16 protein-coding genes are annotated in these 22,417 nt (G+C 65.6%); 6 read left to right on the top strand and 10 right to left on the bottom strand.

Annotation, left to right across the window (positions count from 1 at the left end; all coding sequences use genetic code 11):
* Window positions 1-216: 216 nt before the first annotated feature.
* The 3 genes from FIV42_RS01085 to FIV42_RS01095 are packed head-to-tail and all read left to right on the top strand — an operon-like array spanning window position 217 to window position 3,584.
* Window positions 217-681: a (2Fe-2S)-binding protein gene (locus FIV42_RS01085; protein ID WP_141195875.1), complete on the top strand. Its 465-nt coding sequence runs from the start codon at window positions 217-219 to the stop codon at window positions 679-681.
* Window positions 678-2,894, top strand: a complete 2,217-nt coding sequence (locus FIV42_RS01090; RefSeq protein ID WP_141195876.1) for a xanthine dehydrogenase family protein molybdopterin-binding subunit — start codon at window positions 678-680, stop codon at window positions 2,892-2,894. The genes FIV42_RS01085 and FIV42_RS01090 overlap by 4 nt, the downstream gene beginning before the upstream one ends.
* Before the next feature lie 3 nt (window positions 2,895-2,897).
* Window positions 2,898-3,584 (top strand): hypothetical protein, encoded by a 687-nt coding sequence (locus FIV42_RS01095; RefSeq protein ID WP_141195877.1) that lies wholly within the window; start codon window positions 2,898-2,900, stop codon window positions 3,582-3,584.
* 647 nt (window positions 3,585-4,231) lie between these two features.
* On the opposite strand, the gene FIV42_RS01100 is transcribed toward FIV42_RS01095, so the two are convergent.
* The gene (locus FIV42_RS01100; RefSeq protein WP_141195878.1) at window positions 4,232-5,884 is read right to left on the bottom strand and encodes an amidohydrolase family protein; all 1,653 of its coding nucleotides are present in this window, start codon (window positions 5,882-5,884) and stop codon (window positions 4,232-4,234) included.
* 167 nt (window positions 5,885-6,051) lie between these two features.
* Between FIV42_RS01100 and FIV42_RS01105 the strand changes: the two genes are divergently transcribed.
* Window positions 6,052-7,074, top strand: coding sequence for a metal-dependent hydrolase (locus FIV42_RS01105; protein WP_168210312.1), 1,023 nt, complete (start codon window positions 6,052-6,054; stop codon window positions 7,072-7,074).
* A gap of 19 nt (window positions 7,075-7,093) precedes the next feature.
* Here the strand turns inward: FIV42_RS01105 and FIV42_RS01110 are convergent, their stop codons facing one another.
* From FIV42_RS01110 to FIV42_RS01150, 9 genes are all read right to left on the bottom strand, one after another.
* Window positions 7,094-11,395 carry an AAA domain-containing protein gene (locus FIV42_RS01110; protein WP_168210313.1) on the bottom strand — a complete coding sequence of 1,434 codons (4,302 nt, stop codon included), beginning with the start codon at window positions 11,393-11,395 and terminating at the stop codon, window positions 7,094-7,096.
* Window positions 11,396-11,514: 119 nt separating this feature from the next.
* Complete coding sequence (locus FIV42_RS01115) at window positions 11,515-12,399, bottom strand: LysR family transcriptional regulator (protein ID WP_141195881.1); 885 nt, start codon at window positions 12,397-12,399, stop codon at window positions 11,515-11,517.
* Window positions 12,400-12,437: 38 nt separating this feature from the next.
* Entirely contained in the window at window positions 12,438-13,436 is a 999-nt protein-coding gene (locus FIV42_RS01120; protein WP_168210314.1) for a tetratricopeptide repeat protein, read from the bottom strand.
* The gene (locus FIV42_RS01125) at window positions 13,433-15,196 is read right to left on the bottom strand and encodes a serine/threonine-protein kinase (protein WP_141195883.1); all 1,764 of its coding nucleotides are present in this window, start codon (window positions 15,194-15,196) and stop codon (window positions 13,433-13,435) included. Before FIV42_RS01125 ends, FIV42_RS01120 begins: the two co-directional genes overlap by 4 nt.
* Before the next feature lie 90 nt (window positions 15,197-15,286).
* A complete protein-coding gene (locus FIV42_RS01130) occupies window positions 15,287-16,162 on the bottom strand; it encodes an EB domain-containing protein (protein WP_141195884.1) in 876 nt (291 codons plus the stop codon).
* Between the two features lie 119 nt (window positions 16,163-16,281).
* Complete coding sequence (locus FIV42_RS01135) at window positions 16,282-17,382, bottom strand: hypothetical protein (protein WP_141195885.1); 1,101 nt, start codon at window positions 17,380-17,382, stop codon at window positions 16,282-16,284.
* A gap of 68 nt (window positions 17,383-17,450) precedes the next feature.
* Window positions 17,451-18,080, bottom strand: a complete 630-nt coding sequence (locus tag FIV42_RS01140; RefSeq protein WP_141195886.1) for a class I SAM-dependent methyltransferase — start codon at window positions 18,078-18,080, stop codon at window positions 17,451-17,453.
* 2 nt (window positions 18,081-18,082) lie between these two features.
* Window positions 18,083-19,996: a diguanylate cyclase gene (locus FIV42_RS01145; protein WP_141195887.1), complete on the bottom strand. Its 1,914-nt coding sequence runs from the start codon at window positions 19,994-19,996 to the stop codon at window positions 18,083-18,085.
* Window positions 19,997-20,289: 293 nt separating this feature from the next.
* Window positions 20,290-21,120, bottom strand: coding sequence for a CPBP family intramembrane glutamic endopeptidase (locus FIV42_RS01150; protein ID WP_141195888.1), 831 nt, complete (start codon window positions 21,118-21,120; stop codon window positions 20,290-20,292).
* 104 nt (window positions 21,121-21,224) lie between these two features.
* Between FIV42_RS01150 and FIV42_RS01155 the strand changes: the two genes are divergently transcribed.
* Both FIV42_RS01155 and FIV42_RS01160 read left to right on the top strand, forming a co-directional pair.
* A complete protein-coding gene (locus tag FIV42_RS01155) occupies window positions 21,225-22,001 on the top strand; it encodes a hypothetical protein (protein WP_141195889.1) in 777 nt (258 codons plus the stop codon).
* A 110-nt stretch (window positions 22,002-22,111) separates the two neighbouring features.
* Window positions 22,112-22,402 carry a hypothetical protein gene (locus FIV42_RS01160; RefSeq protein ID WP_141195890.1) on the top strand — a complete coding sequence of 97 codons (291 nt, stop codon included), beginning with the start codon at window positions 22,112-22,114 and terminating at the stop codon, window positions 22,400-22,402.
* Window positions 22,403-22,417: the final 15 nt, after the last annotated feature.

Here is a 22,417-nt window from a genome sequence, read left to right on the forward strand (position 1 = left end):
AGGGCAAGATGCCCCCGCACCGAAATCGAGGGCAAGATGCCCCCGCACCGAAATCGAGGGCAAGATGCCCCCGCACCGAAATCGAGGGCAAGATGCCCCCGCACCGAAATCGAGGGCAAGATGCCCCCGCACCGAAATCGAGGGCAAGATGCCCCCGCACCGAAATCGAGGGCAAAAGGCCCTCGCGCCGAAACCAGGCAGACGATTGAGGTCGAGATGAAGTTCAAGGTCAACGGAAAGGAAGTCACCGTCGACGTCCCCGAGGACGTCCCGCTCTTGTGGGTGTTGCGCGAGGAGTTGGGGCTCAAGGGTACCAAGTTCGGCTGCGGCAAGGCGTTGTGCGGCGCGTGCACGGTCCACGTCGACGGCAAGCCTCGCCGCTCCTGTGTGATTGGCGCGGGCGACGTCGAGGGCAAGTCGGTCACCACCATCGAGAGCCTGGCCGACGGCGACGAGCTGCACGCGGTGCAGAAGGCGTGGGTCGAGGGCAACGTGCTCCAATGCGGCTACTGCCAGTCGGGCCAGATCATGCAGGCGGTCGCCCTGCTTCGGGCCAACCCCGAGCCGACCGACGACGATATCGACGCGGCGATGTCGGCCAACTTGTGCCGGTGCGGGACCTACCCGCGCATCCGCAAGGCGGTCCACCGCGCGGCCGAGTTGATGAAGGAGGACACATGAATCGGCGCGATTTCTTGAGAGTCTCGCTCCTCGGCGGCGGCGCGTTCTTGATGGGCGTGTCGTTCGCCGGCTGCGCCAATCCGGCCGTGCGCCGGATGCAGAAGACGGTCGAGTCGAACGGCGCCTTCCAGCCGAACGCCTATGTCACCGTCACGCCCGACGACCGCGTGCTCGTGGGTATCGGCAAGTCCGAGATGGGCCAAGGCGTGTTCACCCACCACGCGATGCTCGTCGCCGAAGAGCTCGAGGTCGACCTCGACCGGGTCGAGCCGTTTCACGCCGAGGCCGGCCCAGAGTTCCACACGCTCGGCATGCAGATGACCGGCGGCTCGACGTCGGTCAGCGACACCTACGAGCCGTTCCGTCGCGCGGCGGCCACCGCGCGGGTGATGTTCGTGGCCGCGGCCGCCCAAGAGTGGGGATGCCGCCCGGGTGAATGCGAGGCGCGCGAAGGCGCGGTCCACCACAAAAAGTCGGGCCGCACGCTGCGCTACGGCGAGCTTACCCGAGCGGCGGCGCAGCAAGAGATTCCCGACGACGTTGCGCTCAAGAAGCCCGAAGACTTCAAGGTCCTCGGCAAGCCCAAAAAGCGCGTCGACCTCCTCGACAAGGTCACCGGCAAGGCCGAGTTCGGCCTCGACTTCGAGGTCGACGGCATGGTCAAGGCGCTGGTGATTCGTCCGCCGGTCATCGGCCAACGCGCCAAGTCCTTCGACGCCGACAAGGCGCGCGCGATGCAGGGCATCGTCGACATCTTCGCCTTCGACCGCGGTGTGGCCGTCGTCGCCGAGAAGTACTGGCAGGCCAAGCGCGCCGCGCCCCACGTCGAGGTGCGTTGGGGCCGCTCGCCGCTCGAGAAGTTTAGCACCGACGACCTCCGCAAGGCCGCCCGCGAGCGCGAGGACCTCGACGACGAAGGCGTGGTCATGCGCCACGACGGCGACGTCGACGACGCTTTCGACGAGGCCGCCAAGGTCGTCGAGGCGAGCTACGAGGCGCCCTATCTGGCCCACGCGCCGCTCGAGCCGCAAAACGGCACCGCCTACGTCCAAAAAGACCGCGTCGACATCTGGGCGCCGGTCCAGTGGCAGTCGGCCGTCCAGGGCGACGTCGCCCGGCTGGTCGGCGTCGACCGCGACCAGGTCCACGTGCACACCACGATGCTCGGCGGCGGCTTCGGCCGCAGGCTCGTCATCGACTACATCATCGAGGCCGTGCTCCTCTCCCGGGAGCTCGGCAAGCCCGTGCAGGTCGTCTGGAGCCGCGAGGACGACACCAAGGGCGGCTACTACCGCCCCTTTTCACACACCCGCATGCGCGGGGCGCTCGACGCCAAGGGCAACCCGACCGCGGTGAGCTATCACTCGATGTCGCAGTCACTGCTCGACCTCGACGAGTGGCTCCCCACGATGCTCCCCGAGTGGGTGCCGCGGGTGACCAAGATGATGATGGCGCGCACGATGCAAAACGCCGTCGACAGCGACTCGCTGCCCAATGTCCTGGCCACCGAGGGCGCCTTCGACGCCAACTACAAGATCCCCAACTGGAAGGTCGCCTACACCCAGATTCATCTGGACGTGCCGGTCAGCTTCTGGCGCTCGGTGGGCCACTCGTTCAACGCCTTCGTCGTCGAGAGCTTCATCGACGAGCTCGCCCACGCCGCCCAGAAAGACCCGTACGCGTTTCGCCGCCGGCTGCTCGCCGACGACCCACGCAAGCTCGCGGTGCTCGACCGCGCCGCCAAGATGGGCGGCTGGGGTACCGCCCTCGACGATGGCTGGGGCCGCGGGATTGCGGTGCACAAGTCGTTCGGCTCGTACTGCGCTCAGGTCATCGAGGCGGGCGTCTTCGACGGCGAGATTCAGGTGCGCCGCGTCGCCTGCGCCATCGACTGTGGACTGGCGCTCAACCCCGACGTGGTCGCCTCCCAGATGGAGAGCTGCATCGCTCAAGGGTTGTCGGCGGCTATCTGGCAGAAGATCGACTTCGAGGACGGCCGAGTAGCGCAGGCCAACTTCGACACCTTCCCGTTTATCCGCATGCACCAGGTTCCGCAGATCGACGTCGCCGTGGTCGACAGCGACGAAGACCCCACCGGCGTCGGCGAGCCGGGCTTGCCGCCGGTCGCCCCCGCGCTGGCCGGCGCGGTCTTTGCCGCCACCGGCAAACGCCTGCGCAAAATGCCCTTTGTCGACGCGCTCGAGGAGGCTTGAGTCATGGATTTGTCCGCCACGAAAATCGGCGCAGCCGTCGCGCTCGTCCTGCTCACCGGAGCAGGCTTTGCCACGGCCGCCAACATGAAGGCTGCCGATAAGGAAGCCGCCGCGAAGGCCGAGCCGTTCACCAAGGCGCGGGACGCCGTCGGCGCGAGCCTGCAGCTCGCCCGTTTCGCCGCCGAGCCGCCCGACGAGAAGACCGTCGCCCGAGGCAAAGAGGCTTGGGGCGACGTCTACAAGGTGCTCATGTCGCCGCGCTGCATGAACTGTCATCCGTCGGGTGACCGTCCGCTGCAGACCGACGCGAGCCGCCCGCACCTGATGAATATCTCGCGCAAGAGCGTCGAGAACGGGCTCGAGTGCGCGACGTGCCACCAGGAGAAGAACGCCGACGAGCTCGGCGCCCCCGGGGGCCCGCCCGGCGCGCCTCACTGGGGCCTGCCCAAAAAAGAGATGCCGCTCATCTTCCAGGGCCGCTCGCCGCGCGAGCTCTGCGAGCAGATGAAACGCCCGGGCGACAACGCCTACAAGTCTCTCGACCAATTGATGCATCACGTCTCGCAAGATCCGCTGGTGTTGTGGGGCTGGGAGCCCGGCGGCGGGCGGACGAAGCCGCCGCTGTCGCACGAGGAGTTCGTCGCGGCGTTCGACGCCTGGGTGGCTTCGGGTGGGGCGTGTCCGGAGTAGGAGACATTCGCAACGCCTCCGAGAAAAATCTGTAGCCTTCCGAACGGCTCGGCGCGTGTCTCGGAGAAATCTCTGAGCTTCCGAGCCGCTCGGCACGTCTTTTTTCAAAATCTCTGGTCTTCCGAACGGCTCGGAACACCTCCGGTAATAATCTCTGGGCTTCCGAGCCGCTCGGATGACGAGCGAGGCTACAAAATGACGTCCGGCGAGCCTCGGATGATGTCCGAGACTGCAGAATCTCGTCCGGCGAGCCTCGGATGATGTCCGAGACTGCACAATCTCGTCCGGCGAGCCTCGGATGATGTCCGAGACTGCAGAATCTCGTCCGGCGAGCCTCGGATGATGTCCGAGACTGCAGAATCTCGTCCGGCGAGCCTCGGATGATGTCCGAGACTGCAGAATCTCGTCCGGCGAGCCCCGGTTGATGTGCGAAGCCCAAATCGACGACCAAGGCGCCGTCGCCTGACGCCACGGCCCATTACTACTACTTGGTCAATTTCGTGGCCCGCACCTGAGCGAGACCAGGGCCACGAGCGCGAGAAGGCATTCTGACAGCGATGCCGGTGCGCATCATGGAAGAATGACGCCGAAGCGATCGTGGTTCTGGGCCGCTCCAGGGCGGGTTCACCGAAAGTGACCAAGTAGTATTACCCACCCACCACCGACGGCAAATGCCGTCGCGCAAACGCGTAGGCGTTCTTCCACGCGATCTTCTCGACCAACTCGTCCACCCCGATTTGCTCGATCATGCGCGTGTGCCTGTACTTGCGAAAGAGACGGCGAAGGTCGTCGGCGAAGGTGCGAAAGTCGACCGCGGTGCTGTAGCGACTGACCGGGTCGATCATGCCGTCGAAGTCGCTGCCGATGCAGATGCGGTCCCAGATCGTGCGCTTGGAGGCTGGGCTCAGCCGGTCGTCGTCCATGATGACGTCGACCACCCCGAAGATCTGGTTGAGCATGATATGAGGCCACTGATGCTCGGGCACCTTCTGGAACGGCGGGACGCCGACGATGCGTTGGTCGAAGCTCACGCCGTACAGGCCCTCGGATTGGTGGACCATGCGCACGTCTTCGTCGGCGGTGTTCAGCCCCCAGGCGTAGAACGGGTTGCGGTGCCAGTGGTCGTTCTCATGCTCGGCGTTGGCAACGAGCTCTGACAGGTGGCGCACGCCGGTGTGCGCCGAGTGGCTCGAGATGACCGGAATCTTCGGGAAGCGCCGCCGCTCGCGCGCGCTCTTGTCGGCGTGGCGAGCGTTATAAGGCCGCACGACCTCGTTATAGTACTGCTGGCGGGTGCGCGGGCTCATGTGGCGGGTGTCGATGAGGATGCGTCGGCCGCCGCGGTCTTGCAGCGCGTCGTCGAGGTCGAGCAGTTCGCGCACGACCCGCAGCCCCAAGTCGCCGTCGGGCTCGAAGCCCTCGTGCATCCGCGGGCGCTGGTCCATGACCAGGTTCGCCAGGTCGATGAGGCTTCGGGCGTGGCCGCAGATGCCGTTGTCGAAGTGGTGGGCGAGCGTCAGGTAGAAGACGGGATGCTCGAGGTCCTTGAGGCGCCGGATGCGCTCGAAGATCGTCGCCTCGTCGACGCGCCTGCCGTCGGGCCCGATGCTGAAGACGTGTCCGCCCTCGATGGAGAGAAGCACCGCGACGTCGTCGCCCTGCCTGGCCACGCTCTCGAAGGTGTCCGGCCCGTCGACGAGGTGATAGCAGCCGTCGACCTCGCGCCGGCCCTCCTCGCTCGGGATGGGCACCTCGACGCGCTCTTTGTCGCCGTTTCGCCGGCGCAAAAAGTCGTACTCGCGCTCGAACTCCTCCCAGTAGTCGTAGTCTCGCGACAACAGGTGCTCGACGCGCTGCTTGCCGTACTTCAGGAAGGTCCGGTGGATCAGCGCGCGCACCGGCCCACGGTTTCGGGCCACACCGAGCAACTCGCGCGCGGCTGCAAAGGGCTTTCCGCGCACAAGCTTGGCTGCGCTCTTGGCGATGGTCACCCCCGAGACGAGCTCGAGCAGCTCGGGCACGAAATTGCCCACCTCCTCGTCACTCCCCTGAAAGAACCCCCGCTCGATGGGCGTGATCGACGCGAAAACCAGCCGCGTGTCGCTGTGGGCGAGCTGCGGAAAGCAGCACTGCGAGTATTGGGCGGCGCGCTTTCCCCGGCGCATATGCTCGAAGTTCGGCTCGTGCACATGCCAGGGGTGGAAGCGGTCGGGGTCGGCCTCCGCCTCGGGATCGTTGCGCAAGCGGTGGAAGCCGAACATGGTCGGGTGACAGTGCAGATCGGCGAATTGGCGTGCCATGGCGTAGATCCGTTGAAGATGGTGAACCCATGGCTCCAAATCTTCGTTCGCCTCGCGATCCATCAACCCCTGCCGGCGAGGATTCGGCGCACCTGACAAACCGGCGCGTGCATCCTAGATTCGTCTCGAATTAGCTGACGAGCTTGTAATTCCTGAGAGGCGACGACTTGGACTCCATCACGCAAGCCGCGCTCGGCGCGGTCATCGGCGAAGCAGTGGTCGGCCATAAGGCCGGCAAAAAAGGTGCTATCTGGGGCGCGGTTCTGGCGACGATTCCCGACCTCGACGTCGTGGTCAACCCGCTGCTCGAGACGACCGAGCAGATCGCGTTTCACCGCGGGCCGAGCCACTCGATCTTCTTGCTGGTGATTGCCGGATTCGGCGTCGGCTGGCTGCTCGACCGGCGCTACGGCGACTGCGATGCAGGGGTAAGCCGGCGCGACTGGGTGACGATGGCGTTGCTGGCGTTCTTGTCGCAGCCTTTTCTGGACGTGCTCACCTCCTACGGCACGTATCTGTTCTGGCCCATCAGTCGCAACCCGCACGCGTTCAGCTCGGTGTCGATCATCGACCCCATCTACACGTTTACGTTGCTGATTTCACTGGCGGTCGCCCTCTTCCCCAAGACACACCCCGCCTGGCGGCCGTGGGCGACGCGCATCGGTTTGGCGCTGTCGACCGGCTATTTAGGCCTGACGATGATCGTCAAGCTACACGTGGGCCAGGTTTTCACCGACGAGCTCGACCGGCAATCGATCACCTACGAGCGCTTCGAGGAGATGCCCGCCATCTTGAACAGTGTGTTGTGGGTAGGCATGGCCGACAGCGACGACGACGTCTACGTGGGCCTCTACTCGCTGCTCGACGACGACCGAGAGATCGACTTCCAACGCATCGACAAGAACAAGGAGCTGCTCGAGCCGTACCGCGGTGACGTGCGCGTCGAGCGCCTCGTGCGCTTCTCGCGCGGCCTCTACACCGTCTCGCCGACTGACGACGGCCTGCTGTACGAAGACCTGCACGTCGGGCGCCAGGACTTCTGGCTGAGCGACGACGCGCCGACGATCTTTCGCTGGGAGCTCGTGCTCGACGCGGACGGCCAAATCGAGGAGGTCCGCCGGATGCCCGAGCGCGGCGACATCAACGGCGACACGGTCGATCGGTATTTCGACCGGGTGCTCGGGGAGTAGAGGCAAAGGCGCATCACCCTCACTTGTCGACCAACTCGAGAATGTGCTCGACAACCTCGTCGGCTCGCTCGAGCCACATGCCGGGGGTGACCCGCGTGAGCGTCCAGCCTTGCCGCTGCCAATAGGCCGGAAGGTAGACGTCGCGCGCCAGCGGTTCGGGCTGACGCAAGAACTCGCGGCAGTCGACGCCCACGCGCCACGGCTCAGCGGGCCCGCGTCGCACCGCCAAGTCGAGGCGCTGGCTGCCCAGTCCGACGTCACGTCGCACACCGTAGCCTCGACGCTCTAGCGCCTCTGCCAGCTCATCACGCACGCGACTTCCCACCGCGCGAAGACCGGGCATCGAGAGTGCTTTCGGTCGGCTCCAGCGCGCCCCGCCTTGCCCCAGTTCGGCGGCCTCGGCGAGGACCGGCTCCACGCTTTGGCGGTCTGCGGTGACGTGGGCTCGCACGAAGCGCAGGTAGGCGTCGAAGATGCGCGGCCCCGGGTGCTTCGTGCGAGACACATCGAGGCGCTCGGGTCGAATGGACGTCACCAACCATAGCCCCAGACGAGCCCGGGTGATCGCCACGTTGAGCCGCTTATGACCACCGGCCAGGTTCAGCGGCCCAAATCGGGCATGAACATCTCCGCCCGGCTCGGTGGGCCCATACCCCGGAGACATGACGATGAGATCGCGCTCATCGCCCTGCACATTCTCGAGATTCCGAACGAATAGCTGGTCGACGATGGGCCGGCGCCGGTCACGTGCGAGCAATCGCGAGAGCGCATCGTCCGTGGCGGCTCGCTCTTCGAGCAGACGCTCGATCAACTCGGCCTGCTTCTGATTGAACGTGACCACCCCGACTGTGGGAGGCCTGTCATCGGGGCCCCGCACCGCCAGAAACCGAACCACGAGCTCGACGACCCGCCGCGCTTCGGCCACGTTTTGATTGTCCTCCCAGAGGCCGTCGACCGGCGCCCAATGAAGCCCCTCGATGTCGGCGCTGATCACCGGCCGGCTCGGCGGCGCCGTGACCAATTGGCCGCCATAAAAGGCGGTATTCGAAAACGCCACCAGCTCCTCGTGGTGGGATCGGTAATGCCAGCGTAGTGTGACACCCGGATAACAGGCGCGAGCCAGCGCCAGAATCGACACACTGGCCAACACCGAGCTGTCGTCGTCATCGGCCAACTCCGGGGCGGCCCGGAAGAAGTGACTGGGCGGCATCTGCTGGTCGTCGCCGGCAATCACCGCCGTCTCGGCACGCACCAGCGCCGGCAGCGCCGACTCGACCGGACACTGGCTGGCCTCGTCGAAGATGACCACGTCGAAGAGCCCGGCGCGCAGCGGAAACATCGCGGCCACCGACTCCGGCGAGCAACACCATACCGGGCGCACCTCGGAGAGACCGCGGTCCCAATACGCCTCGATGAGCTGGCGCAGCGTCATGCGGTTGCGCTTGCGCCGGGCCTGCTCGGCCAGCTTCCGCAGGTTGCGCCGGCGCGCCACGGCGGCCGCCGACTGACCCGACGCCCCTTCGAAGGCGTCGACCAGGCGCCCGTAAAACCGGGCGATGATGCCGCGGTCGGCGACCTGTTGGCACCGCGTCATCGCCTCGGCGAGGCGCCTGCGCTGGTCGGCGTCGACCAACGGCGCCTCGACTGCGCGCACGCTGCGCCCGTCGAGCCAGGCGTCGACCCAGGCCCGCTCGACGGCCAACTGCGCGTCGTGCGCCACACCGCTCCCCCCACCGGCGCCAGGTCGCCAATGCCGCAAGAACGCGCGCACCCAGTCCGGCCGCCCCGCCAGCACGCCGTCTTGTCTGGCGGCCTCCGCTGCCTCCTGGCGCGCCCCGCAGAATTCGGCGAGCAAATGCTTGGCCTGCTTTCGCCGTCCGTCGGCCGCAAGCTCGTACAGTTGGTCGCGAAAATCGGCGTGCAGCCCGACGGCCAACGCGTCCAAGCGCTCACCGACCTCTGCGAGGGTTCGCGCAAGTCTGCGGTCGGCCAACGCCGCCCTGAAAAACGGCGCTTGTGCAGGCGTTTCATCCTGCATGGGATCAATCGTCGGAAGGTCTGCGTAGGCCGCTCCGACCTCGCCCAACTCTGCGTGCACCTCATGGGCGCATTGCACACGCTCGTGCTGGGCCTCGAGCAGCGCGACGGCATCGTCGATGGCCGTCGGATCGCCGTCGAAGCCGAAGTCGAACAGCGGATTGTCGTCGGGGAGTTCGACCAGAAAGTCATGCCAGGCCAGCGCCGCGTCCACTAGCTGCGCTACGTTGACGGGCAGCGTCGACGTGCTCGCCAGCGAGGTGCAGCGATCGAGGATCTGGCCCGGAAGCCCGCGCAATCGCCAGTACTCCGGCAAAAAGAATCGATACCAATAGCTCTGCAACTCGGCGAGCCTTTCGAGCTGTGCCTGCCACTCCTCCAGGTCCTCCCGACTGGCCACGATCAACTCCACGGGCACCGCAGTGAGCTCGGCGCGCGCCCGTTTCAAGGCCGCCATGACGCGCTGCCACTGGCCGGTCGCCGTCTGGCCGCCCGTCCACACCCAGAACATGGCAAACTCGTCGACCTGTCGCGGCACGCCTTCCTCGAACAGGTCGAGCAGCGGCGCTGCTTGCTCCCACAGTGCAGCCTGCTCGACCGCCTGCCCGGGCGTCATCTGCGCGGCCGATTCGTCGAGCGCGTCGTATAGCTCCATCAGACGGCTGCAGCGCTCGAAGACGCCCTCGATCTGAGCGTCGTCGAGCTGGGCCCAATCGCCGCGCCACGCGAGCGGGTGAGGCGCGGCCAAGGTATGGGTCTCTGGGGCCATCGACTCGATGAAGGGCAGCTGTTCGCCGAGCTCGCCGCGCTCGATCGCGTCCGCCCAAGGGGCCAGGTCGGGAAGCTCGCGTCCGTCGTCATCCAGCGCGCGCTCGAGCAGCTCGGCCAGCCCCGGCCGGGCGGCTCCGTCGCCGGCCAGGCACGCGAAGGCCTCCTGAGCGGCCCGCGCCCGGCGCTCCAGACGCTCCATTGCGCGGCTGTGGTCGTCGGCCGCGGCTTCGAGTTGGCGCTGCAAGCTGCCGATGCCGACGGCCCCGCTGCTCATGCCGCGGTCGAGCGTCTCTGCGATGGCCTCGCACACTGCGTTTCGGTCGCGCTGGACGTCGTGGACCAGCGCCAGCGGCTCGCCCAGCCCCAGGCTCGTCAGCCGGTCGGCGACCACATCGAGGGCCGCGCGCTTCTGGCAAACGAGCAGCACGCGCTTTCCGCGCGCAATGCACGCCGCCAACAAATTGGTGATGAGCTGGGATTTGCCAGTCCCCGGCGGCCCCTGAACAATCAAGCCGCGCTCGGCAGCTGGATCAATGTCCGCCGCCTCCAAGTGACTCAACACGGCGTCCTGACTGGCGTCGGAGGGCAACACCTGCCATCGGCGCAAACCACCGAGCAAGGCCTCGTCGCCAGCCTTGGCGCCCTCGACCTCGACGCCCACCGGATCGAGGGTATTGAGCGAGGCCTCATCGACTAGCAGTAGGTCGCGCGCCAGCCCCAACTCGGCCGACTGAATCAGCCGATCGACCGGCGCGTCGAGCAACTCGTCGTAATCGAGCACGATGCTCGAGGCCGACAACGGAAACCGCCCCAACACCAGATGGTGGTGCAGCTCGAATCGGCCCGCTGACGCCTGCTTACTCGCCTCGGAGTCCCGCGGGGGCAGCAGCTCCAGGCTCGGCATCGAGGCTGGAGCCTGAATGTCGAGCCCGGCGTCGCTCAGATAGGCCACCAGCGCCTCCCAGGTGGGGGCGTCGACGGCAAGCCGACCGTCGTCGTCGAACTGCAGCAGCTCGCCGCGCGATAGCTGCACCCGCTCCAGGCGCGCAAGTGTTTGAATCAGCGGCTCGTTGACTTCCGGCAAACCGCGCGGCGACAGCGCCCAGCACAACCGCCCCGCCTCGGTTCGGTGCAGGCTTACCGGATACAACAGAAGCGGCGCGCGCAGCCACGTACCGTCGCCGCAGGCTCCCTCCACCACCGGCCAGCCTACCGCGAGATGGTCGGCGCCGGTCTCCATACGCTCCCGGCGAGCTGCCTTCGCCAGGCGGCCAATCTCCTGGTCTAGCTGCTCGTCGCGCGGTGCCAGCCGTACCGCATCGCCCCGCTCGTGGCCCAACACCTCCAACAACGCGTCCACCGCAGGAAGCCGCGCCAAGTCGAACGCGCCGGTACGGCTCGCGCGCCGCAGTCGCAGCGATCGGCTGCGCAGATTGACCGCCACAAAACGGTCGCGCAATTGTGCCAAGCGCGCGCGTACCCGCTCGCCCACTCCGTCTGTCACTACAGTCACACCGACTCTCTCGTCGTCCCGTACACGTCCATGGCCATGCTGCAAAACGAAGTGTGTCGGCCAACGCCGCGTTTGCGCAAGCCGCAATTGTTCGCGATGCTCCGAGTCATCGTAGCCATTCAGGCGTTGCGAGCCCGCAGGTGGTCGACGAGTGCGTCGTAGACCACGCGGATCGCAGCGCTGTTTCGCACCTCGCCGTGCATGGCGACCCAGAACGGCATGGCGCCGAGCATAAGCTCCGGCAAGACGCGCTCGACGTGCGAGTCGTCGGCGAAAAGGTCGACCTGGGCGCCGCCGATGCCAAGGCCGGCGCGGATGGCGCTCAGGTGGGCGAGGTAGCTGTCGGTGCGCATGCTGTAGTCGGTCGGCTCGGGGCTCAGGCCCATCTTGGCGAGCGCGGCGTCGACCTGGGTGCCGCGGTCTTCGCCGATGATGTCGTGGCCGGCGAGCTCGGCGACGCTGGTGGGGCGACCGCGCCGGTCGAGGTAGTCGCGGCTCGCGCACAGGCCGACCTCGGCCTCGCCGGCTTTGGTGCACACGATATCGAGCTGCTCGGGGCGAAAGAGGCGTACGGCGATGTCGGCTTCGCGCCGAAGCAGGTTCGACGCCTTGTTGTCGACGACGAGCTCGAAGGTCAGCTCCGGGTAGTCTTGGCGCAACGAGGCCAAGCACGGCGGCAGGATGTGCACCGCGACCGGCCCGCTGGCCGAGATGCGCACCGCCCCGCGCACCTCTCGCGTCAGACCGCCGGCGCGCCGAAGAAAGCCCGCCACGCCCTGCTCGACCTCGCGCGCCGCCGCCAACAAGTCTTGCCCGCGGTCGGTGAGCTCGAAGCCTCGAGCGTGGCGAATAAAGAGCGGCACGGAGAGCGTCTCTTCGAGCTGCTGCATCTGCCGGCTCACCGTCGGCTGACTGATGCCTAGCACTTCGGCCGCACCGGTAAAGCTCCCCTCCTCGGCGACCCGAAGAAAGGTCCGCAGCAGATTCCAGTCGATATCGTTCATGTGTCGTTAGAGCCTGCAGAGTTCGTATAGCGCCCGCTCTAGAACCGTCCCATCAACGTCGCTCCGCCCACGCCGGGCACGAGCGCGACCTCGTCATCTTCCATCAGCCAGAGGGTTAGCCCGGCGCCGACTCCCACGATGCCGACACTGGTCAGAATCCAGCCGGTGCGCCCGTAGTAGTAGGACTCGCGGGTCAGCTCGTCGTAGTCCGAGGGACGCTCGGGGACGGGCTCGTCGTTGCGGTAAGCAGCGAGGCGTCGGGCGTCGTAGGTGTCGAGTTGGGATTGGGCCGACTGGGAGGCGATCAGAAAGCCGCCGCCGGTCGCCAAGGCCGTCGCCCCTACCCCGCCGACAATCCACGGCCAAGCGATGGAGTCGTCGGCCGGAGCTACCGGCTGGAGCGGATAGACCATCGACAGGGTCTCGCCGGCTTCGACGCGCAGCACGCGTTCGATGGGGCGGTGATGGTCGGCCTCCAGGCGAATCTGGACGTCGCCGGGCTCGATCCGGAGGCGTACCGGCGTGACGCCGCGCGGCTCGGCTTCGTCACCGATGCGCACACGCGCCCCGGCCGGGTTCGAGTCGACGATGAGCACGGCCAGCTTCGAGGCGGCCGACTCGGGGGCGGACTCTTCGGCGGAGGCGTCGTCGCCGCTGCGGCGGCTGGCCAGAATCTGCTCCAAGTCGCCGATGCGTCGGCGCACAAGCTCCGCGTCGGAGGCATCGGGGGCGGCCTCGACGTAGCGCTGGTAGTAAGCGACGGCTTCTTCCAGGTCGCCCTGCTGTTCGTAGGCGTCGCCGATTCGGTACAGGATATTGGGCTCGGGAAAGATTTCGTACGCCCGCTCGAGCTTGGCGATGGCCTGGGCGTACTCCTCGGATTCGAAGGCGCCTTGCGCGGCCGTGAACAGACGCCCCAACTCGGCACGCTCGTCGGCGGACAGCTCGGCCAGGGACGGCTCGGCGGCCCAGGCGACCGACGGCGCGGCGAGCGCGACGGACAACAACAGCGCGACCATGCGACTGCGACGGCTCATCGACTCCTCAGCCATTCGAGTCCCTTGTCGAGCTTCTCTTCATCCTTGTTGGAATCGGACGCGGTCTCTTTGTCGCTTTCTTTCTCGCTCGCTTTATCGATATCGGACTGTCGAGCTGGCTCGTCCCGGGGCTGCTTCGGCGAGGCCTTCGGTTCGGGCTCGGAAGGCTTTTCCGGTTTCGAATCTTTCGCCGCGCTCTCCGTCGGCTCCGCCTCGTCGGCAGGAGCAGCAATCTCGGCGTCGTCGTCGGCCTCGTCAGCCGAAGCCTCCTCGCTCTCGGGCTCCACCACGTTCACGGCAGGTTGTTCTGTCGGCGGAGGAGTCGGCGAAGAAGGCTCGCCGGAAGGCTTTTGCTCGTCGGGCGACTTCTCCACTTGCTCCCTGTCGGTCGGCGCGGGCGACTCGGTCGGACTATGCTCCGTCCAAATGGCAATCCCCACGGCCGCTAATGCAAGAAGCACCGCAACAGCCACAAAGTAACGCCAACGACCATCTGCGTTCGCGTCTTCGGGCGCGTCGTCGACCTGGCGGATGCGTCCAGTGCTCGTATCTGCCGGCGGCTGACTCTCGGCGGGCATCGTCCACTGCTCGGTCTGGGCGTGCGCCGCGGCGCTGTCGTCCACGTCCTGCGCCATGGGCCGGGTCGGGTGCGGATCTGTGCGCCGAAGCAACTCGGCGGTCTCCGGGATCAGCCAACCCTCGAAAAAGGGGAGCTCCTCGGTGGTCTTGTCGGCGGTCCATGTTTCGGTGGGTGCGTCCAGCTCCCCCGTCTCCACCGTGGGAGCGTCGAGCGCGCTCATCCAGGGGCGAAGCGCCACCGCCGGTGAACTCGCCCCGTCGAGGCGAAGCGTGCCAAAGCCGTGCTCGTCGCGGATGGCGTCGAGGCGACGCAGGACCGCGCGCGCCGACTCGGGTCGGTCGGCGGGCCTTTTGGCCAACAACGACTCGACCAGCTCGACCAGCTCTGCAGGCACGGCATCGGCGGGCAGCACTTCGGCCAGCGAAGGGGGCGGCTCGCCCATGTGGCGAAGCATGATGGAGACGGGTGTGGGCCCTTGAAAGAGCGGCTGGCCCGAGAGCATCTCGTAGAGCAGCACGCCGACCGAGTATAGGTCGGTGCGGCCGTCGATGTCGGCGCCGCGCGCCGCCTCCGGCGCCATATACAAAGGACTGCCCACGACCTCGCCGGTCGCGGTCACCCGCCCGTCATCGTCGACCTGGGTGGAGCGCGAGATGCCGAAATCGACGACCTTGACCCCGAGGGTGTCGTCGGAGCGCACCGTCAGCAAGATATTGCCCGGCTTGATGTCGCGGTGGACGATGCCGAGTCGGTGCGGCTCGGTGAGCGCGGCGCAGACGCCGCGGGCAATTTCGATGGACAAGGCCGGATCGAACCGAAAGCGCGCCACCAGCGCGTCGAGGCCGACGCCGTCGACCATCTCCATGACGATGAAGTGCAGGCGCAACTCGGGGTCGACGCCCGAGTCGTAGACCCGCACGATATTCGGATGCGTCAGTTGGCTGACGATGTCGATCTCGCGCTTGAACCTGTCGAGGGCCTTTTGCGAGTCGCCTTCGTTGAGCTTGAGGAGCTTGAGGGCTACCGAGCGGTTCAGGTTCTGCTGAGTAGTCCGATAGACCATACCCATGCCGCCACCGCCGATGATCGCGTCGAGCCGGTACTTGCCCCCGATTTCGTAGTCGAGCAGTTCCTCGGGCGAAACGAGGACGCGACGTTGTGGGTTGGCAGATGATGCCATCGTTGGTGACCTGGACTCTTGCGACTTTATGCCCGCAGCATCATGCACGCCGCGAAATTTCGATGCAACACCACCGTCTCGGCTCGACTCTCAATTCGGATCGCAGCAGTAAAGCCCGCAGCACGACTCGCCCACGAAGCAATCCTCGTTGGTGTCGCAGGCAAAGGTGCACTCGTCGAGCTTGCACAGCCCGTCGGCGTAGCCTCGCAGGCCGCAATGGGCGTTCTCAGTGCAGGCGATGCCCCGGTCGGCCAACGCCTCGCAAGTGGTGTTCTGCTCGTTCGGAGCGCAGTAGACCTCCGGGGGCGCTCCGGACAGGGTGCGGCGAGTGACCGTCACCGGGTACGGCGACTGGCAAGTGTCGAATTTGAGCGGCAGGCAGTAGCCGTCGGGCAACTCGTTGCCGCTGAAGTTCATCGGCACGCACCGGCTCTGCGGCTCGCGGCACTCGCTGTCGGCGGCACACGAATCGCAATCACCGCGGCTGGCGACCGGCGTCTCCGTGCAGGTGTTGGTGGCAGGGTTGCACGAGTTGGAGCCGCACGCCGCGCGGTCTTCGACCGTGCACTCGACGCATTGACCCTCGTGACAGACCGAACCGTTGGAGTGATTGGAGCAGTCGGCGTCCTTTTCGCAAAAAGCGCAGTCGCCGGCCACGCAACGCAAGCCGCAGACACCGCCCGCCTCGCAGGTCGCCTCCACGCCCTCTTGCTCGCCGTCGGGGCACGGCTCACACCGCGTGCCGCAGGTTTGAGGAGACGTGTCGTCGACACAAGTGTCGCCGCAGAGGTGAAACCCGTCCGGGCAGCTGCACTGGCCTTCGTCGCACACCTGGTTTGCATCACATTGGCTGTCTTTGGTGCACCCGACACACCGGCCGGTGGACGGGTCGCAGACAAAACGGCCGCAGTCGATCTCGGCGTTTCGGCAGTCGCGCACGTCATCGGGCCCTACGTCAGCGGGCACGAGCTCAGCGCGACAGACACCATCGACGCAGCGCTCGCCGCGAAAGCAGTCAGACTGGCGAGCACACTGCCCGACGCCCGGATCACACGCACTCAGCAGGCTACAAACCAAGCCCAGGCTCAGTAGGCTCCACAATACTCTTGGGAGACTCCAAGCGCGCAGCCCATCAGGGACATCGTGGGACATTCTCCATCACTCGAACAGGGGAAGGTACAGGCGGCCGTGTCGAAGTCGATCGGCTCACAAAGACCATCGGCGAATCCGTCGGCGCCGCAGTCGGAGGCGTCGGCGCAGGAAGCTCCGTATTGAGTCACCGCCTCGCACGTGGTCAGCGTCTCGTTGATGGTGCAGAAATCGCCCGACACCCCGTTGACGCTCTGGCGGGTGACCTTGTTCGGGTAAGGTCGAGCGCAATCGGGCGCGGCCACCGGAAGGCAAAAGGCCTTCTGGCGCGGCGAGTCCTTGAACTCCATCGGCACGCAGGCGTGGTCGACCTTGCACTCGCTGTCGCTGACGCACTCCTGACAGGCCGTCAGGCTGCCGCGCTGGGTGTTGGTGCACTGGCCGGTAGACGGGTCACACGAGTTGCCGCCGCACGCCGAGGCGTCGTCGGGCGAGCACTCCGTGCAGGTGCCTTCCCAGCAAATCCCAGCGCCGTCCAAGTGACTGCAGTCATCGTTGGAGGTGCATGCGATGCACACTCCCCGATCATCGCAAGTCGACGCCGCCGGATCGGTGCAATCGACGTTGCTCGTGCATTGCACACAGGCCTTGGCGGTCTCGTCCCACTGGAACCCTTCGTCACACTCGACGCCGCACGCGCCGTCGGTGCAGGTTGCGGTGGCGTTAGGATGATCGGGACAAGGCTCGCATCGGTCGCCGCAGGTCTGGGGCGACGTGCTGTCGACACAAACGCCGGAGCACTCGTGGAAGCCCGTCTCACAGGTGTCGCCCTGGGAGCAGCCGTCGCCGGTACATGCGTCGCCGCCAACATCTTCTTGGCTGGTATCAGGGTCGCTAGAGACATCTTGGGAGGTGTCGGAAGCCCCGGCATCCGCTGGCTCGATAGGCTCGCAGGTGCCGTCGACGCACTGGCCGTTCTCGCAGTCGACGTCGACCACGCACTCCGGCTCCTCTTCCGACGACGAGCAGGCCGAAAAGGCAAGTGCGCACAGAAAACCACAAACGAGGGTAACCAGCCGAATCGACGCGAGTTTCACAAAAGCCTCATCAACAACAGACCGAAGGAGAAGGCATTGTGAAATCCCGGCCTTCGTGCGTCAAGCACTCAACTCGGTTCGGGCGACGACGCGCGCCGGTATTCGCCCACCAAATGGAAGCTCACGATGCTCGGCAGCCCGGGCAGGTCGACAAAATCGACGTCGACCGGCTCCCACTCGGAGGCCTCGAGGGCGTCTTGCAGCGGACGGCCCGGATGACACCCTCCCAGACACCGCTTCCAGACCGGGGTAACGAGCTGCTGGCAGCTGGCCATCCAGCGCTTCTCGTGGCGCACGTGCTCCATGATGAGCAGCCGGCCGCCCGGGCGCACCACGCGGTGCAGCTCGGCGAGCACGGCCTCGGGGTCGCGCACCGAGCACATCACAAACGTGCTCACGGCTGTGTCGACGCTGGCGTCGTCGAGGGGAAGGTCTTCGCCGAACGCGTCGATGCGCTCGACGTCGAGCCCAGCTTTGCGAGCGCGCTCCTCGCCGCGCGCCCACATCGTGTCGTCTGGCTCGATGCCCACCACACGCTCGATTTGTGCACGGTCATAGTGCGAGAAGTTCAGCCCGCTGCCGGCGCCGAGTTCGAGCACCGTCCCCCGCGCCTTGGCGATCAGACGCGCCCGATAAGGCGTCGCCTTGCGCAACGCCAAGTCGTTGACCAACGGAAAGAGAAAGTCTCCAAAGCTCATGCTCAAATCTCCCGATTCTCGGCGACCACTTGGGCGCGCCCGCCTCGTTTGGCCCGGTAGAGCAGCTCGTCGGCGCGCTGCAGCGCATCGTAGATGGAATCTTGGACGCGCATGCTCGTGACGCCACCGCTAAAGGTCACCGAGAAGTGCTCGCCGTCGTCGCTGACGAAATCGACGGAGCTGAAGACCTCGAGCGCGCGGGTCAGTTGAGCCTGCGCCGCCTCGACGTCCGGCTCGCGCAAGCCGATGACGAACTCCTCGCCGCCGAGACGCCCCACGACGATCGCCCTCGAAAGCTCTTCGCTCAGGCAGTTGGCGAGCTTTTGGAGGACGCGGTCGCCGACCCCGTGGCCCCAGGTGTCGTTGACCTGCTTGAAGCGGTCGACGTCGATGATCGCCACCTGCAAAGCGCCGCGGCCAGGCTCCTCGGCGGCCGCCTTCATGCAGCGCAACGTCTCGCGCCGGTTTGGGATACCGGTCAGCGCGTCAATGGTCGCCTCGCGATGGGCGCGCTCGTAGGACCCGGCCACCGAAAGCCGCGCGGCGAGCATACCGGCGGTCAATTCGAGCAGTGAACGCTGGCGCTTCTCGAACTTCGCCTTGCTGCTCGGTTGGACCAGAAGTGCGCCGAGACTCTGCCCCGAGTAGGTCAACTCGGCGATTTGAATCGGCTCGTCGATCTGGGAAACTCGCCGCGACGTATGCCACGTCTGCAGACTGGGCCGGTCACCATGGCTTGTATCGGCTCGCGGGATGATAATCTCGGGGAGCACCTCTCCGAGCAACGGGGCGAAGCTTCCATTGGCGCTCGTGATGACGGTCTGGTCATCCTCGCGCAGGGCGACTGCCAACCCGTCGACATCCACGAGGGTGGCAGCCGACTCCAAGAAGACGTCGGCGGTATCCGTGCGGTTGAGCGACGAGCTCTGCAGCGTCTTCTGCAACTCGAGCGCCGCCGACATCGCCTCGTGCTCACTGGCCAGCATGCGCTCGGTGCGCGCCCTCGATGCGAAGACGCCCAGCCAGTTGGCCAGCATTCCGACGAAGTCCTCGTCAGCCTGCTCGAAGGGGAGTTTGCGCGGCGTCAGTCGCGCGAAGCTGACCGTCCCGTAGAGCTGCTCTCCCACTCTGACGACCGCGCCGATATAGGCTTTAGGCCGAAAGTGGTCGTGGCAAGGATGGAGCAGTTCGGAGTTCCATTCGATCTCGTGGACGGCATAGACTCCGCCCGACTCGAGCGTATGAGCGCACAGCGTGTCGTCCAAATCGAAGGTGTCACCGACCTTCAGCGACATCGGCTCACGTGACCAAAAGTCGCGCACCGTCAACTCTTCGCCGCGAACGCTGCTCAAGATGCTCACGTCCATGTCGAGCATCTCGCCGGCCGCCTCGAGCGCGAAATGGACGACCTCCTGGAACGTGTTCCCCTCGTGAGTCGACAGCTCGTACAGCAGTTTGGTGTGCGCGAGCCGACGCGCCAGTTGATTGCGCACCCGGCGCAACTCCTTGTCGCGCTCGACCAGGTCGGTCACGTCGCGAATGATCCCCAGATAACCGCGCTTTTCGCCCGCGTCATTGAACAGCGGCACGGCGCGCGTTTCGCTCAGAAACGTGCTCCCGTCGCGTCGACGATACTCGATAAAGTAGGTCTGTGGCCCGGTCTGCGCATCAGGGTCGAAGTGCGCCCGCCCGGTTCGATTAAAATCTTCGGGATTGGCGTAAAAGAAGGCGGTCGACCGGCCCCCCAACGCCTTTCGCTCGTAGCCGAAAATCTCGACGAACCTGTCGTTGACGAATTGGATACGCCGTTCGACGTCGGCAAAGATGACTGCGTCGGGCAGGTGGGAGACGAGCGACTCGAAGAGCTCTTCGGTCAGTTCTCGGGTAACAACTGTGGTCTCTTCAGACAGGCTCATGATGCTTCTGCGACGCGACGGGCTTGATAGTTCTGAAAGTGGGCGGAGTCCACGACCGCAGGCCCCCTAAACCAGTTATCGCATCTCATTCAAACACACCACTTCGGGCCTCATTTGTAGCGAAACCGTTGATTTTATAAAAGCAAAACCTCTTGGAAAGTTTGACTTTAAGGGGCCTCAAAAGCATTTCAGTTCGACAGGCGTTTCCAGTTCTGCTCATTGAGCTCATCCGCCGCTTCGCCCCGCAGTTCCCATGCTCTCGAGCCCCAACACCACACCACCAGCGGCGTAGATCATGGGCGGCGCGTACAAGACGGTGGTTGCGCGTCCTGTCGCCGACTCATAACCCCCCAGCCGACCGCGACGACGGCGAGCGCCAAGGCAGCCTCCACGCCAAACTCGGCCCAGTTGGCGACATCGGGCACCAGCTCGCGCGCCACGTTGCCGACGCCGTGATACAGAATGACAGCAAGCACCGCGCGCCCCGTTTTGTTGTACAGCCAGGCGTAGACCGGCGATCCGACGACGAGCGCGGCAAAGAAAACGGCTCCCTCCGGCGTGACCAGGCCTAACTCGCTCTGATAGCTACCGGTCAAAAAGAAGAGCGGCACGTGCCAGAGCGCCCAGAACACCCCGATGACAAGCGACGCCCACACCACGGGCATACGCCGTTGCAGCGCCTCCTGGGCGTAGCCGCGCCAGCCGACCTCTTCGAGCGCGCCGAAGACAAAGCCTACGAGCAGGAAGACGAGCGGACCCGGCGAAAAGACTCCACCTCCGAGCGCTTCGGGGTCGAAGATAAGTGGGCCGCCTGCCAACACGAGCACCAAGCCGAACACCCACAGGTAACCTCCGGCAGACAGGGAGCGCGGGTCGAAGCAACGCCGCCAGTAGGCGCGCGCAGACCTATCGAGCCTCTCGTCCCAGCGTCCCGTGGCCACAAGTAACGTGGCGACGACCGCGGGACCGAGCCCTCCGAGGAGGGTCAACAGACCCAGCGGAAACGAATACATCCCCTCGCCGCTGAACGCCACCACGCCCAAAAAGAGATACGTCCACCCCATAGTTCCGAACAGGTAGAGCCAAGGCGCCGGCTGTTTGCCCTGCTGTATCTTTGTGCTCACGTCGTCGCTCCCAGTGGGATGCGAAGCAGCTTGACCGATGTCGTCATCCGTCTGATATTCCGCGTCATCAAAGTTCCTCTATGCGACTCGTCCCGAGCACTGCGATGACCGAAGTACAATCTACCGTCAGACCCAAAATCCACGCTCGAGTCGCCCGAGGCGCCGACTTGACCGCCCGCCAAATCGAACAAGCCTACGGAGTACGTGCGATGTCGGTGATGCTCAAGCCGCACGTCCGTGCGAGCGACGATCGTCGACACTTCGAGGAGACCGTGCGCAAGTCGAGCCATTGCTGCGTCATCGAACACGCCGAGCGTGTTGTCGGCATCATGGTTTCCGACCTCGAGCATCGCAACTGGGAAGAGCGCGGCTACTGGCTTGCGCACTTTCATTACGGCTTCATGGACCCGGGCTACCGCGGCGCAGGTCACTATTCCCGTGCGCTGCTCCGAGCATGGGCGGCCGAATTCGTGCGCCGACCGGCAGCCCCACGTTTCTTGTTCGGGTGTGCTTACTTGCCGAGCATGCTCAAGCTTTCGGCGACCTTCGGCCACGTCCACCTGCACCGGCCGGAACTGCAGGCGACTTCAAACCAGCGTCTGCTCGCCAACCTCACCGAAACGTTCTATGGCGACCGCGTCGACGCCGCCACCGGGCTAGCCGTACAGCCTACACGCCCCACCGAGCCGGCGCGAATGCCGTCGAGCCCATGGCTGGTCGAACGGATGAACCGCTACCTCGAAATCAACCCCGATTGGCTCGACGGATACGCCGTCCCCATCTTGGTGCCCATCACGCCGATGAACATGATCACCGGCTTCGTCAAGAATGCCGACGCGCGAACAACCTTCAAGCGCCTGTTCGCCAAGCGGAGGGGATGACCCTCCTCCACTCCGACACACGATCTCTCTTCGCCCTTGCACACACGAAGGCCGAGCTTTACCATCGAAGCTACCTTCTAGGCACCAACCACCGCAGCCGCGAGGCGACCATGGAACTGACAATGCCGGGCCTCTTCCCGTCGATGCTGTGGGTTTGGATTCTCGGCGCCCTCGCCTTTGGCGTCTGGCTTCTCTTCGATGAAAACCGCGAGACGCCGGTCAGCGATGACAATCAATTTCTAATTGGATTGGCCATCTTGGTCATGCTGACCGCGTCGAAGGTGGGCCACTACGGATTGACCACCGAGCCCGAGCAATGGCGCGTGGTTGACGAGGTCGTCACCGAACTGCCCGAAGCGGATGAGCCGAAATCGGTCTATTCGTGTGATTTGCAGTTTTGAATCCGACCACCAACG

The sequence above is a fragment of the Persicimonas caeni genome (genome assembly GCF_006517175.1).
Lineage (GTDB): Bacteria > Myxococcota_A > Bradymonadia > Bradymonadales > Bradymonadaceae > Persicimonas > Persicimonas caeni.

Coding starts and splice junctions, on each gene's coding strand:
- FIV42_RS01120 (WP_168210314.1), bottom strand. CDS start 13,436: ATGAGCCGTCGCAGTCGCATGGTCGCGCTGTTGTTGTCCGTCGCGCTC.
- FIV42_RS01160 (WP_141195890.1), top strand. CDS start 22,112: ATGGAACTGACAATGCCGGGCCTCTTCCCGTCGATGCTGTGGGTTTGG.
- FIV42_RS01085 (WP_141195875.1), top strand. CDS start 217: ATGAAGTTCAAGGTCAACGGAAAGGAAGTCACCGTCGACGTCCCCGAG.
- FIV42_RS01115 (WP_141195881.1), bottom strand. CDS start 12,399: ATGAACGATATCGACTGGAATCTGCTGCGGACCTTTCTTCGGGTCGCC.
- FIV42_RS01100 (WP_141195878.1), bottom strand. CDS start 5,884: ATGGCACGCCAATTCGCCGATCTGCACTGTCACCCGACCATGTTCGGC.
- FIV42_RS01140 (WP_141195886.1), bottom strand. CDS start 18,080: ATGAGCTTTGGAGACTTTCTCTTTCCGTTGGTCAACGACTTGGCGTTG.
- FIV42_RS01145 (WP_141195887.1), bottom strand. CDS start 19,996: ATGAGCCTGTCTGAAGAGACCACAGTTGTTACCCGAGAACTGACCGAA.
- FIV42_RS01095 (WP_141195877.1), top strand. CDS start 2,898: ATGGATTTGTCCGCCACGAAAATCGGCGCAGCCGTCGCGCTCGTCCTG.
- FIV42_RS01125 (WP_141195883.1), bottom strand. CDS start 15,196: ATGGCATCATCTGCCAACCCACAACGTCGCGTCCTCGTTTCGCCCGAG.
- FIV42_RS01155 (WP_141195889.1), top strand. CDS start 21,225: ATGACCGAAGTACAATCTACCGTCAGACCCAAAATCCACGCTCGAGTC.
- FIV42_RS01090 (WP_141195876.1), top strand. CDS start 678: ATGAATCGGCGCGATTTCTTGAGAGTCTCGCTCCTCGGCGGCGGCGCG.